This is a genomic window from Spirillospora sp. NPDC046719 (genome assembly GCF_040645715.1).
Classification (GTDB): Bacteria; Actinomycetota; Actinomycetes; order Streptosporangiales; family Streptosporangiaceae; genus Spirillospora.
In genome coordinates, this window is the sequence record NZ_JBEYYT010000282.1 from 1 (window position 1) to 12,583 (window position 12,583).

The window sequence follows — 12,583 nt, forward strand, 5'->3', positions numbered from 1 at the left end:
GTCCCGGCGTGCCGGGCGTCACCGGCACGCCCGCCTCGCGGGCGAGTTCGCGGGACCGGGTCTTGTCGCCGAACAGCTCCAGCAGCTCCGGGCGCGGGCCGACGAACGTCAGGCCGGCGGCGGCGCACCGCGCGGCGAACGCGGCGTTCTCGCTGAGGAACCCGTAGCCGGGGTGGACGGCGGTGACCCCGGCGTCCTTCGCGGCGGCGATCAGCGCGTCCGCGTCGAGGTAGCCGGGGACGCCCTCGCCGGGCAGCGCCCGGACCTCGTCGGCCCGGCGGGTGTGCGGGGACGCGGCGTCGTCGCGGGTGTGCACGGCGGCCGTCCGCAGCCCCAGCTCCGCCGCCGCCCGGACGATCCGCAGCGCGATCTCACCCCTGTTGGCCACAAGGATCCCGCCCACCGGCCCCTCCTCACCCCGGCGCCCGCCCGTCGCGGGTCTGGTGGAGCCTCACTGTAGGCGGGGCGGGCGGCGGGCCCGGACCGGGACCCCCATGCGGCGAAGGGCCCCGGCCCGGACGGTCAGCGGCCGGTCGCGACCGTCCCGGCGGACAGGCCGCGGTGCGCGCGGATGATGTCGGCGTAGCGGTGCCCGCTGTCCTTGACGGTCCGCTTCTGCGTCCCGAAGTCGACGTGGACGAGCCCGAACCGCTGCGCGTACCCGTACGCCCACTCGAAGTTGTCCAGCAGCGACCAGGCGAAGTAGCCGTCCAGCGGGACGCCCTTGCGGATCGCGGACGCGCAGGCCGCCAGGTGCTCCTCCAGGTAGGCGGTCCGCTCGGGGTCGTGGACGGCGCCGTCGCCGGTCACCGTGTCGGTGTACGCCGACCCGTTCTCGGTGACCATGAGGCTGCGCGGCGCGTACTCCTCGGTGACGCGGACGAGGATCCTCTCCAGCCGGTCCGGGTGGATCTCCCACTCCATGCCGGTGCGCGGCGTCCCGGCCGGGGTGATCTGCCGGGCGTGCGGCGGCGGGCCGTCCGGGTCGGCGACGTTGACCGAGCGGCGGTAGTAGTTGACGCCCAGCCAGTCCAGCGGCGCCGCGATCGCCTCCAGGTCGCCGCTCCGCACCGGCGGCTCGACCCCGTACACCTCGATCATGTCGGCGGGCAGGCCCCGCCCGTGGATCGGGTCGAGCCACCAGCGGTTGTGGTGGCCGTCCTCGCGCCACGCCGCCGCCGCGTCCTCGTCCCGGTCGCCGCCAGGCTCGCAGTCGGTGAGCAGGTTGACGATCCCGACGCGCGCGTCCGGCACCGCGGCGCGGATCGCCTGCACGCCGAGGCCGTGCGCCAGCAGCAGGTGGTACGAGGCGGGCACCGCCCGGCGCACGTCGGCGACGCCGGGCGCCATCACGCCCTTGAGGTGCCCGAGCCACGCCGCGCAGACCGGCTCGTTCAGCGTCGCCCACGACGCCACCCGGTCGCCGAGCGCCCCGGCGACCACCGAGGCGTACTCGGCGAAGCGCTCGGCGGTGTCGCGGGCCGGCCAGCCGCCGCGGTCCTGCAGCGCCTGCGGGAGGTCCCAGTGGTAGAGCGTCGGGTGCGGTTCGATGCCCGCCTCCAGCAGCGCGTCCACGAGCCGGTCGTAGAAGGCGAGCCCGGCCGGGTTCACCGGTCCGGCGCCGTCCGGCAGGACGCGCGGCCAGGCGATCGAGAACCGGTAGGCACCGAGCCCGAGGGACGCCATCAGCGCGACGTCCTCGCGCCAGCGGTGGTAGTGGTCGCAGGCCACGTCGCCGGTGTCGCCGCCGGCGACCGCGCCCGGGACGCGGCAGAACACGTCCCAGATGGACGGGGCGCGGCCGTCCTCGCGGGCGGCGCCCTCGACCTGGTAGGCCGAGGTCGCCGCGCCCCACGCGAAGTCGGGTCCGAACGCGGTCAGGTCGTCGATGGGCACAGGTCTCCCTCTGGGGTGGGGCTCGAAGCCGGGGCGACGGGGAAGCGGGCGGTCACTTGACGGCGCCGGCGGTCAGTCCGGTCACCAGGAACCGCTGCAGCAGCAGGAACCCGGCGACGACGGGGACGCTCACCACGAGGGAGGCGGCCATCACCTGGTTCCAGTAGACCTCGTGCTGCGTCGAGTAGCCCTGCAGGCCGATCGACAGCGTCCGGGTCCGGTCGTTGGTCATCACCGAGGCGAACAGCACCTCGCCCCAGGCGGTCATGAACGCGTAGACGGTCACCGCGACGATCCCGGGCAGCGAGGCGGGCACGATCACCCGCAGCAGCGCGCCGACCGGGCCGCAGCCGTCCACCCGCGCCGCCTCGTCCAGCTCGCGCGGGATCGACTCGAAGTACCCGGCGAGCATCCAGATCGAGAACGGCAGCGAGAACGTCAGGTAGGTGAGGATGAGCGCGCCGCGGCTGCCGTACAGCGCGATCCCGGTCGCGTTGCCCACGTTCACGAAGATCAGGAACAGCGGAAGCAGGAACAGGATCCCCGGGAACATCTGCGTGGACAGCACCGTGACGGTGAACACCCGGCGGCCGGCGAACCGGTACCGGCTCACCGCGTACGCGGCGCCTATCGCGATGACGACCGACGCCGCCGTGGCGCCGACCGCGACGATGACGCTGTTGGCGAAGTACCGGGCCAGCGGCACCGTCGACCACATGTCGACATAGGGGCGGAGGGTCGGTTCCGAGGGCAGCCAGTGGAACGCGCCCTGGACGTCCTTCAGCGGCTTCAGCGACGAGCTGATCATCGCGTAGACCGGGACGAGGGTGAACACGGCCAGCAGCGTCAGCACGATCCGGCGCGTCCAGAGGAAGGACGCGGGCGGGTCGGTGGGCGCGCGGCGCCTCCTCGCGGGGACGCGGGCGGGCGCGGCGGTCTCAGGCACGGGCGGTCCTCCGTCGCGACGTGGCGATCAGGTAGACCGCCGTGACCAGCAGCAGGAAGAGCAGGAGCAGCACCGACATCGCCGAGCCCGTGCCGAAGTTCCAGGTGATGAACGAGGTCTGGTAGATGTGCAGCGAGATCAGGTCCCCGCCGTCCGGCGCCGCCTTGCCGAACAGCACGAACGGCGTGTTGAAGTCGTTGAACGTCCACAGGAACAGCACCAGGACGAGCACCTGGTTGACGGGCCGGAGCGCGGGCAGCGTGATGTGCCGGATCTGCCGCCAGACGCCCGCGCCGTCGAGCGCGGACGCCTCGTACAGGTCGCGCGGCACGTTCTGCAGCCCGGCCATCAGCACCAGGAACGCGAACGGCCAGGACCGCCACACGATGACGGTGAGCAGCGCCCAGAAGCTGTTCCCGCCGATCAGCCAGAACGGCCGGTCGCCGCCGGTGAGGTGCAGCTGGTCGACCAGCACGTGGTCGACCATGCCGGTGTCGCGCTGGAACAGGAAGCCCCAGGTCATGACGGCCGCGTAGACGGGCAGCGCGTACGGGACGAGGAAGGCCGCGCGCAGCAGGCCGCGCCCCCGGAACCGTTCCTGCATGAGGATCGCGGCGGCCGTCCCGAGCAGCCAGGACAGCCCGACGGCGAGGACGGTGACGGCGACGGTGACCAGGAACGAGCCCAGCAGGTCCCGGCCGATGGCGGCGTCGAAGTCGACGGCGATCCGGTAGTTGCCGAGGCCCTTGCCGGGCGCCTTCGCCCAGTCGCGGATGTAGAACAGCGTGAGGTCGCGGAAGCTCATCCACACACCGACCGCGATCGGCACGACGTGGACGATCAGCTCGGCGGCCACGGCGGGCGCGAGCAGCAGGTAGGGCAGCAGGCGGGGCGGGACCCGGAACCGCCCGCGCGGCCGGCGGCCGCGGACGCCCGACGGCCCCCCGGCGGCCCCCGCACCGCCAGGGCGCCCTCGCCGGCCGCCCGCCGCGCCGCCCGCCCGTGTCGCTTCGGGCGTGACGTCGGCAGAGGTCATGGGCCGGTCACTTGCCCATCTGCTGCTGGGCGGCTTCGAGCTTGGACCTGATCTCGCCGTCGGTGACGGCGCGGCCCGCGGCGGCGTCGGCGAACAGCTCCTTCATCGCGGTGCCGACGGCGGTCTCGAACTGGCTCTCGGCGGGCACCTGCGGCAGCGGCGCGGCGTGCGAGGCGAGGATGTCCTTGAACACCTTGAGGTCGGCGGTGTCGAAGGCGGGGTCGTTCTGCGCGGCGGTGACCGACGGCAGCGACCCGTACGCCTTGTTGAGGATCTTCTGCTCGTCGTCGCTGGTCATGAACTTGACGAACTTCAGGGCGCCGCCGCGGTTCCCGGTGTTCTTGAAGACCGCGATGTTGATGCCGGCGACCATGGATGTGATGGGGCGGCCGCCGGGCGGCAGGGGCGACGGCGCCGGGATGGGGACCACGCCCCACTCGCCGGGCTTCATGCCGAGGTTGGTGAAGCCGCTGGTGGTCGCCTGCCACATGAGCATCGCCGCCTTGCCGGTGGCGAAGTCGTTGAGGGACTGGTTGGCCGAGTACTCGGCGTTGCCCGGCGCGGCGATCTTCTCGGTGCCGAGCAGCCCGACGTAGGACTTGATCGCCGCGACGGCCTGCGGGGTGGCGAACTGCGGCTTGCCGTCGGCGGTGAAGAAGTCGGCGCCGTACATCTGGCCGATGTTGAACGCGGCGTGCACGTTCTCGGGGATGCTCGCGCCCTCGACGGCGATGCCGTGCACGTTCCCCTTGGTCAGCCGGTGCCCGTCGTCGACCATCTCCTGCCAGGTCTTCGGCGGGTCGAGCTTGGCGTCGGCGAACATCTTCTTGTTGTAGTAGAGGCCGTAGGCGAGGGAGTAGAGCGGCACGGCCGCCGGGTCCTTGCCCTTCGCGCCGGCGCTCGCGAGCGCCGCGGGCACGAACCGCTGGGCACCGCCGACCTCGGCGATCGTCTTGGCGTCGAACGGCAGCAGCCCGCCGGTCGCCTGCAGGGACGCCGACCAGGTGTTGCCGATGTTGAGGACGTCCGGGCCCTGCCCGGAGGTGGTGGCGGCGAGGATGCGGTTGAGCAGGTCCGTCCACGGGACGACCTCGAGCTTGACCTTGATCCCGGTCTGCTTCTCGAACTTGGCCAGCTCCGGGCCGAGGACGCGCTGGTCCGCAGCGATGTCGGTGCCCTGGTTGCTGGCCCAGTAGGTCAGCGTCTTCGACGAGCCGCCCCCGCCGCCGGAGGTCGTCCCGCCGCCGCAGGCGGCCGCGGCCAGCAGGAGTCCGGCGGCCCCCGCGGTGAGGGCCGTCGCGGTGCGTCGCGGCGGGGGCGCGCGCCGGCCGGGACGGGAGGTCGGTGCGGTGGCGGGCGGGTGTTCCCCGGAGGATGTCGCGCTGTGTCCGGACGCCGGTGAGGTGGGGTGGCGCATCGGCTCGGCCTTCCGCGTAGGAGTGGGTGCGTCACTCGGAGAGTTACGTCACACCTTATTTCACGGCGTGATCTAAGCAGTGACATAATTCCGGGGTCAAGACCTGAGAACCTTCCGGGGGACGCGGCCGCCGAGCCGCGGCGAAAGGGGGCCCGATGCCGGACCGGCGCCGCAGGACCGTGCGCGATCTGCGCCGCACCAACCGCTCGGTGCTGCTGCGCAGGCTCTACTTCGACGGCCCGCTCAGCCGCCATGACCTGGCGCGCGAGACCGGGCTCAGCCCCGCGTCGGTCAGCAACGTCGTCGGCGAGCTGATCGAGGCGGGCCTGGTCGCGGAGGCCGGCAGCGTGGAGTCCGACGGCGGCCGCCCGCGGGTGCTGCTGAAGGTCGCGGCCGGTTTCGGCCATCTGGTCGGCGTGGACGTCGGCGAGACGCGCGTGATGGTCGAGCTGTTCGACCTCGACCTCACCCAGCTCGCCAAGGCCGACCTGCCGCTCGGCGACGGCGGGCACGACGACCGCGCCGTGGCGCGGCACATCCTGGCGGGGCTGGCCGACGTCATCGGGCGCGCCTCGGTCGACCCGTCCACCATCATCGGCGTCGGGGTCGGCGTCCCGGGCGTCGTCGAGCACCGCGCGGCCGAGGGCGGCACCGAGGCGGTGGTGCACTGCCAGACGATCGGCTGGGACGGGGTGCCGCTGGAGCGGATGCTCCGGGAGGGCACCGGCCTGCCGCTGTTCGTCGACAACGGCGCGACCGCGCTCGGCCAGGCGGAGATGTGGTTCGGCGCCGGGCGCGGGCACCGCAACGCGGTGGTCGCGCTCATCGGGTCGGGCGTCGGCTCCGCGGTGATGATCGACGGCTCGCCCTACCGGGGCGCGGCGGGGAGCGCCGGCGAGTGGGGGCACACGACGTCGCGGGTCGGCGGCGTGCCGTGCCGCTGCGGGTCGCTCGGCTGCCTGGAGGCCTATGTGGGCGCGGCGGCGCTGCTGGAGCGGTACCGCGCCGCGGGCGGGCCCGCCGGCGCCGACGAGGAGACCGCGCTCGCCGGGCTGCTGGACGATCCGTCGCCGGCCGCGGCGGAGCTGCGCGCCGACGTCGCCGAGCACCTCGGCGCGGGCGTCGCGGACCTGGTCAACCTGTTCAGCCCCGAGAAGATCATCATCGGCGGGTGGGCGGGGCTGCTGCTCGGCGGCCGGATGCTCGACCGGATCGTGGACGCCACCGCCCGGTACGCGCTGCGGCAGCCGTTCGCGCAGACCTCCGTCGAGCCCTGCCACCTCGGCCCGGAGGCCGTCGCGGTGGGCGCGGCGACGCTGCCCCTCGCCCACCTGCTCGACGCGGGCGGCGAGCCGGCCGCGCCGCCCCCGCCCCCGGTTCAGCCGTCGGCGGGACGGGTGGCGCGCAGGGAGTACATCAGCGGGACGCGCGGGCGGCCCGCCGGCAGCCGGTAGATCGCGCCGTCGCGCTCCAGGGACGTGAAGCGCCGGAACAGCGTGTGGTCGTGCTCGTGCAGGAAGTCGACGCGGAGCCCGGCGGCGGCGAGGGCGCTGACGACCTCGCCGATCCCGTGGTGGAACTGCACCGAGCGGGTGTTGCGGGTGTCCTGGTCGCCGTCGGTGTAGGTGCCGGGCTCGTCCCAGACCTGCGGCGAGGTGTCGAAGTAGTCGTAGGTGACGGTGGTGCCCTCCGCGTCGTCGAGCATGTCGGCGAACGGGTGGAACTCGCTGAGGTACAGGAAGCCGCCGGGTTCGAGCAGCCCGGCGACGATCCGCGCCCACCGGTCGACGTCCGGCAGCCACACCAGCGCGCCGAGGCCGGTGTAGACGATCTCGTAGGTCTCCCCCAGCGCGGCGGCCGCGTCGTGCACGTCGGCCTGGACGAACCGGGCGTCGAGGCCGCATCCGGCCGCGATCTCCCGGGCGGCCTCAACGGCGGGCCCGGAGAAGTCGAGGCCGGTGACGCGCGCGCCGAGCCGCGCCCACGACAGCGTGTCCAGCCCGAAGTGGCACTGCAGGTGGACCAGGCGGCGGCCCGCCACGTCGCCGACCTCGGCGATCTCGAAGTCGCGCAGCGCCGTCCCGCCCGCGCGGAAGCCGGCGACGTCGTAGAAGTCGCTGGCGACGTGGATGGCGACCCGTTCGTCCCACAGCGCGCGGTTGAGCGCCCGGTAGTCCATTTCCGTCACCGGACAAGGATAATGACGGGGTGACCGCCGGCCGGAAGGACGACTCATGAGCAGCGCGGAACGTCCGGTGCGCGAATGCCTGCTGGACGCCGCCGCCGCGCTCCTCGTCGAGCGCGGCTACCGGGCGGTGCGCATGCAGGACGTCGCCGCTGCGGCCGGGGTGAGCCGGCAGACCGTCTACAACGAGTTCGGCGACAAGTGGGGCCTCGCGCAGGCGGTGGTGGTGCGCGACAACGACCGCTACCTCGACGGGATCGACCAGGTCCTGTCCGAGCACGAGGACCTGTACTCGGCGGTGGTCGCGGCGGTGCTGTTCACGCTGGAGATGTCCGCCGACGACCAGTTGAAGAAGGCCGTGCTGACCGGCGCGGACGGCGACGACATGCTGCCGCTGCTGACCACGCGGGCCGAGCCGGTGCTGTTCACCGCCAGCTCCCGGCTAGCCGAGCACGCGCTGCGCCAGTGGCCGGGCGTGGACCGCGACGCGCTCGTGGAGATCGCCGACGCGGCGGTCCGGCTGACGATGAGCCACATCATGCTGCCGTCCGGCCCGCCGGAGCAGGTCGCGCACTTCGTCGCCCGGATGGTGACGAGCTACATCGGGGCCTACGGGAAAACCGGTGGCCCGGCGGAGGACCGCGCGGTACGGTCGTAACCGCCTCGCGGCTGCTGAACCCGAGGAACGAGCGGGCCCTCCGTCCCGCTCCCCCGGCCGGCGCGCCCTTCCGCGCGAACGGCCCTCTTTCCTGCGCGCGCCGTCGCGCGCCTTCCAGCAGCCCGAAGGATCCCCCATGTCCGCACGTCAGGACCGGCGGCTCGTCCGCACCGGCGACCACTGGCTCCACCTCCCCAACCCGTACGGCGTCCCCGTCGAGATCTGCGCCGGGGACGACGTCCCGCTCGAACACGCGGCCGTCGACGAGGCGCTCGCGCTCCTGGAGACCGCCCGCACCCTGGAACGCCTCGCCGAGTCCACGCCCGGCTATGACGGCCCGGAGCCGCGCATCGCCCGCGCCGCGCTCACCCCCGACTTCCACAAGGGCGCCGGGATCCCGATCGGCACGGTGCTGGAGACCGAGCACGCGCTGCTGCCGCAGGCGGTCGGCAACGACGTCAACTGCGGGATGCGGCTGGAGGTCACGTCCCTGGACGCCGACCGCGTCCGGCCGAGGCTCGGCGCGCTGGAGCGGCGGCTGCGCCACCTGTTCTTCGAGGGCGGCCGGCGGATCGCGCTCACGCCCGTCCAGCGGGAGGCGCTGCTGCGGGACGGGCTGCCCGGCCTGCTGCTCGCCGACGGCACGCCGTGGCAGGGCGTGCGGCCCGAGGACGCCGACGACGCTCTGGACCGCGTGCACGCGCCCGCTCTCCCGGTGGGGACGGCCGAGGCGTTCGCCGACTGGATCGGCAGCGCGGGCGGCGCCAGCCACGACAGCGTCATCGGCGGGATCGGCGGCGGCAACCACTTCGCCGAACTCCAGTACGTGTCGCGAGTGCACGACGCGGCGGCGGCGCACGCCTGGGGGCTGGCGCCCGGAACGGTCGTGACGATGGTGCACAGCGGCTCGCTGTCCCTGGGCCATCAGGCGAACGCGACGGCCCTGGACGCGCTGCGCGCCGGCTGGCCCGGCGGCCTTCCCCGCCCGGCGAACGGGATCCTGCCGTTCCTGCTCGACGAGCGGTCCGCGCGCGCACGGCGCCGGTACCTGGACGCGTTCGGCAACGCCGCCAACTTCGCGTCCGGGAACCGGTTCTTCCTGTCGCTGACGATGCGGGCCGGGCTCGCGGCGGAGTGCGGCGGCGCGGACGCGCGGCTGCTGTACGACGCGCCGCACAACCTGTTCTGGCAGGACGGGGAGCGGGTGGTGCACCGCAAGGGCGCCACGCCCGCGGCCGGGCACGAGGCGATGGCGGGCGGCCCGTACGCGATGTGGGGCGAGCCGGTGATCGTCCCGGGGTCGATGGGCGCCGCGAGCTTCGTGCTGCGCGGGCACGGCGACCCGCGCACCCTCGCCAGCGCCTGCCACGGCGCGGGACGCCGGGTTCCGCGCGGTGCGTCGGCGCGCGGGAGCGACGCGGAGCTCGACGCGTTCCTGCGCGAGTTCCGCGTCGTGACGCCGCTGGACCACCGCGATCCGATGGTCGCGCGGCGGTCGGACGTGATGGCCGCGTGGCGCCGCGACCTCAAGCAGGAGGCGCCGTGGGCCTACAAGGACATCGGGCCGGTGGTGGCGAGCCTGCGCGGCGGCGGCGTCGCGACGCCCGTCGCGGAGCTGCGCCCGCTGCTGACCGTCAAGGGGTGACGCCTCAGGGGACGTCGGTCTGCAGGTGGACGACCTTCACGGCGGTCATCTCGTCCAGCAGCTCGGGGCCGTAGCCGAAACCCCGGCCGCTGCCCCGGCGCGGGGTGGCGGCGCCGCCGGGGGCGCCGCCGAACACCGCATTGATCTTCACGGTGCCGGCCTTCAGGGTGCGCCAGGCGCGCTGCGCGTGCGCCATGTCGCGGGTGAGGACGGTCGCGGCGAGGCCGTAGCGGGAGCGGTTCGCCCTGTCCAGGGCCTCCTCGAACGAGGCGACGGCGCGGACGGGTGCGACGGGCCCGAACGTCTCCTCCGCCATGACCGCCATCTGGTCGGTGCAGCCGTCCAGGACGGTCGCCGGGTAGAAGCAGCCGGGGCCGCTCGGGATCCGGCCGCCGGCGCGCAGCCGGGCGCCGTCCGCGACGGCCTTCTCGACCTGCTCGTGGACCTGGGTACGGTGCCGCTCGTCGACCAGCGGGCCGAGCTCGGTGGACGGGTCGCGGCCCGGGCCGGTCCGCAGCGCCTGCGCGCGGGCGGTCAGCGCGGAGACGAACTCCTTGGCGGCCGCCTCGTGGACGTAGATCCGCTCCACCGAGGTGCAGATCTGGCCGGCGTTGGCGAAGCAGCCGGTGGCGGCCTGCTCCGCGGCCCAGGCGGGGTCGACGCCCGCGTCGACGATCAGCGGGTCGGCGCCGCCGTTCTCCAGCAGCGTCCTCGCGCCGCTCGCGGCGGCCAGTTCGGCGACGCGGCGGCCCGTGCGGGTGGACCCGACGTGCGCGATCGCGTCGAGGTCCGGGTGGCTCGCGAGCGCCTCGCCGGTCGTCCCGTCGCCGCTGACCATGTTCACGACGCCGGCCGGCAGGGCCTCGGCGAGCAGTTCGGTGAGCAGCGCCCCGGTGTGCGGCGTCCGCTCGGACGGCTTGTGCACGACGGTGTTGCCGGTGACCACGGCCGCGCCGATGAGGCCGCAGGCGATGGCGACGGGATCGTTCCACGGCGTGACGACCGCGACGAGCCCGAGCGGTTCGCGGGCCATGAAGTCGGCGGCGCTCCAGCCGCCCTGCAGGCTCCGGCCCCCGTGGAGCGGCCCCAGTTCGGCGTACTGGCGCAGCGTCCCGATCCCGGCCTGGACGCCGCCGAGCGCGTCGCCCGCCGGCTTGCCCATCTCCGCGGTGACCAGCGCCGCCAGGTCGTCGGCATGCCGCTCGACCGCGCTCGCGGCGGCGTGCAGGGCGGCCCCGCGCGCGGCGGGCGCGGTCGCGGCCCAGCCGGGCCCCGCCCGGGTCGCGGCGGCCACCGCGGCCGCCACGTCCACGGCCGTGCCGACGGGCACCTCCCCCACCGGCTCGCCGGTCGCCGGATCGGTCACCGTGAACGCGCCGTCCCCGCCGCCGCGGCTCCACCGCGCGCCCGCCAGCGTCCACCTGTCGCCTGGTCGCATCCCGTGACCCCCCTGCCGCGCGTAAGACCTCGACCGCCGTTGACTACCCGGAGATCCGCGCTTCAATGACGGCGGGGACCTGCGTCAGTGCTCACTTACTCCATCGGCTACGGTGGAGCCCGCACGAGAGTCGAGGAGGCGCGGGTGGACTTCGATCTGCCGGAGAACGCGGCCGCGGTGCGCGAGGGCGTGCTGGCGATCGCCGGAAAGTACGACCAGGAGTACTGGAGCCGCTGCGACGCCGACAAGCGGTGGCCGGAGGAGGTCTGGCGGGAGCTGGTCCAGGGCGGCTGGCACAGCCTGGCGATCCCCGAGGAGTACGGCGGCGCGGGCCAGGGCCTGCTGGAGCTCGCGGTGGCGCTGGAGGCGCTCGCCGAGGGCGGCGCGGGCGGCGCCGCGTCGTTCATGTACCTGCTCACGCCCGCGTTCGGCGGGCTCACCATCGCCCGGCACGGCACCGAGGAGCAGAAGCGCGCGTTCCTGCCGGGGATCGCGGCGGGCGAGATCGAGACCTGCTTCGCGATCACCGAGCCGGACGCGGGCAGCAACGCGATGAACATCACCACGCAGGCCCGCCGCGACGGCGACGGGTTCGTGGTGAACGGCCAGAAGATCTGGATCTCCGGGGTGGAGCGCGCCGACCACCTGGTGCTGGTCACCCGGACGATCCCGGCCGCCGAGGCGAAGCCCCGCACGTCCGGCTTCACCGTCCTGCTGGTGGACGTCGAGCGGGCCGTCGCCGACGGCACGCTGACCTACCGGCCGATCCCCAAGCTCGGCACCAACACCGTCGCGTCCAGCATGGTGTTCCTGGACGGCGTGCGCGTCCCCGCCGACCGCGTCCTCGGCGAGGTCGACCAGGGCTTCGCCGTGCTGTGGGACATCCTCAACCCCGAGCGGATCCTCGCCGCCGCGGGCGGCGTCGGGTCCGGCGGCCTGGTGCTGAAGATCGCCTGCGACTACGCCAACGACCGGGCGCCGTTCGGCCGGCCGATCGGGTCGAACCAGGGCATCGCGTTCCCGCTCGCGCGGATCAAGGCGCAGCTGGAGCTGGCCCGGCTGATGACCTACAAGGCGGCGTGGCTGTGGGACCGGGGCCGCCCCTGCGGGTCCGAGGCCAACATCGCCAAGCTCACCGCCGCCGACGCCGCCTGGCAGGCCGCCGACCGCGCCTTCCAGACCCACGGCGGCATGGCCTACTCGCTGGAGTACCCGGTCGCCCGGATGTTCCGCGACGCCCGCATCGCCAAGAACATCCCGGTGGCCGAGGAACTGGTCCTCGCCCACATCGCCCAGCACGAACTGGGCCTCCCCCGCTCCTACTGACCGCCGGCCCGCGGCGAGCCGTCGCCATGAGGCGCC

11 protein-coding genes are annotated in these 12,583 nt (G+C 74.1%); 4 read left to right on the forward strand and 7 right to left on the reverse strand.

What is annotated here, in order from left to right; all coding sequences use genetic code 11:
• The 5 genes from ABZ914_RS34635 to ABZ914_RS34655 form a co-directional block, all read right to left on the reverse strand.
• Nucleotides 1-403: biotin carboxylase N-terminal domain-containing protein (locus ABZ914_RS34635; RefSeq protein ID WP_500198432.1), on the reverse strand; the 403-nt coding region annotated here is incomplete at its 3' end.
• Between the two features lie 119 nt (nt 404-522).
• Nucleotides 523-1,890: a GH1 family beta-glucosidase gene (locus ABZ914_RS34640; RefSeq protein ID WP_500198443.1), complete on the reverse strand. Its 1,368-nt coding sequence runs from the start codon at nt 1,888-1,890 to the stop codon at nt 523-525.
• Nucleotides 1,891-1,948: 58 nt separating this feature from the next.
• On the reverse strand, nt 1,949-2,842 hold the full coding sequence (locus tag ABZ914_RS34645) for a carbohydrate ABC transporter permease (RefSeq protein ID WP_500198433.1): 894 nt from the start codon (nt 2,840-2,842) through the stop codon (nt 1,949-1,951).
• Nucleotides 2,835-3,878: a carbohydrate ABC transporter permease gene (locus ABZ914_RS34650; protein ID WP_500198435.1), complete on the reverse strand. Its 1,044-nt coding sequence runs from the start codon at nt 3,876-3,878 to the stop codon at nt 2,835-2,837. The genes ABZ914_RS34645 and ABZ914_RS34650 overlap by 8 nt, the downstream gene beginning before the upstream one ends.
• 7 nt (nt 3,879-3,885) lie before the next feature.
• Nucleotides 3,886-5,295, reverse strand: coding sequence for an ABC transporter substrate-binding protein (locus ABZ914_RS34655; protein WP_500198436.1), 1,410 nt, complete (start codon nt 5,293-5,295; stop codon nt 3,886-3,888).
• Between the two features lie 155 nt (nt 5,296-5,450).
• Here ABZ914_RS34655 and ABZ914_RS34660 point away from each other — a divergent pair, with 155 nt between their 5' ends.
• Nucleotides 5,451-6,749, forward strand: a complete 1,299-nt coding sequence (locus ABZ914_RS34660) for an ROK family transcriptional regulator (protein WP_500198437.1) — start codon at nt 5,451-5,453, stop codon at nt 6,747-6,749.
• On the opposite strand, the gene ABZ914_RS34665 is transcribed toward ABZ914_RS34660, so the two are convergent.
• On the reverse strand, nt 6,674-7,474 hold the full coding sequence (locus ABZ914_RS34665) for a class I SAM-dependent methyltransferase (RefSeq protein ID WP_500198444.1): 801 nt from the start codon (nt 7,472-7,474) through the stop codon (nt 6,674-6,676). The genes ABZ914_RS34660 and ABZ914_RS34665 overlap by 76 nt on opposite strands.
• 55 nt (nt 7,475-7,529) lie before the next feature.
• On the opposite strand from ABZ914_RS34665, the gene ABZ914_RS34670 reads away from it, so the two are divergent.
• A complete protein-coding gene (locus ABZ914_RS34670) occupies nt 7,530-8,138 on the forward strand; it encodes a TetR/AcrR family transcriptional regulator (protein ID WP_190865775.1) in 609 nt (202 codons plus the stop codon).
• A gap of 136 nt (nt 8,139-8,274) precedes the next feature.
• Complete coding sequence (locus ABZ914_RS34675) at nt 8,275-9,783, forward strand: RtcB family protein (protein WP_500198439.1); 1,509 nt, start codon at nt 8,275-8,277, stop codon at nt 9,781-9,783.
• Between the two features lie 4 nt (nt 9,784-9,787).
• On the opposite strand, the gene ABZ914_RS34680 is transcribed toward ABZ914_RS34675, so the two are convergent.
• Nucleotides 9,788-11,221 carry an aldehyde dehydrogenase family protein gene (locus tag ABZ914_RS34680; RefSeq protein ID WP_500198440.1) on the reverse strand — a complete coding sequence of 478 codons (1,434 nt, stop codon included), beginning with the start codon at nt 11,219-11,221 and terminating at the stop codon, nt 9,788-9,790.
• Between the two features lie 144 nt (nt 11,222-11,365).
• Here ABZ914_RS34680 and ABZ914_RS34685 point away from each other — a divergent pair, with 144 nt between their 5' ends.
• A complete protein-coding gene (locus ABZ914_RS34685; protein WP_500198442.1) occupies nt 11,366-12,547 on the forward strand; it encodes an acyl-CoA dehydrogenase family protein in 1,182 nt (393 codons plus the stop codon).
• Nucleotides 12,548-12,583: the final 36 nt, after the last annotated feature.